The organism is Streptomyces sp. URMC 127 (genome assembly GCF_051386535.1).
Taxonomy (GTDB): domain Bacteria; phylum Actinomycetota; class Actinomycetes; order Streptomycetales; family Streptomycetaceae; genus Streptomyces.
This window is the reverse complement of sequence record NZ_JBPQTW010000532.1, coordinates 1-293: the sequence shown is the minus strand read 5'-3', so window position 1 is coordinate 293 and position 293 is coordinate 1. Positions and strand designations below refer to the sequence as shown.

Genomic DNA, 293 nt, shown 5'->3' with positions numbered 1-293 from the left:
ATGTTCACCGCGGCGTTGATGTCCGCGGTGACGCGGCGGGATTTGACCGTACGGGGCCGGCGGCTGCGCAGGACCTGGTCCATGAGGGGGAGCAGGCCGAGCTCGGTGAGCTCGGGGAGGGCTTCGCGGGCGGCGGCGCCGGGGGCGCGGGGGCCGAAGAGGGCGGTGTAGGCGTCGTTGACGTAGGCGACGCGGTGCTCGGGGCCGTAGACGACGGCGACGAGGGCCGGGACCTTGCCGAGCGTGTCGTGGACGGAGAGGCCGTCGAGGGTGGGGACGGGGCCGTCCGGTGC

1 pseudogene is annotated in these 293 nt (G+C 74.7%); it reads right to left on the bottom strand.

What is annotated here, in order from left to right:
• Positions 1-293 (bottom strand): annotated as a pseudogene (locus tag ACSNOH_RS35270) (PAS sensor protein); the annotation flags it as partial.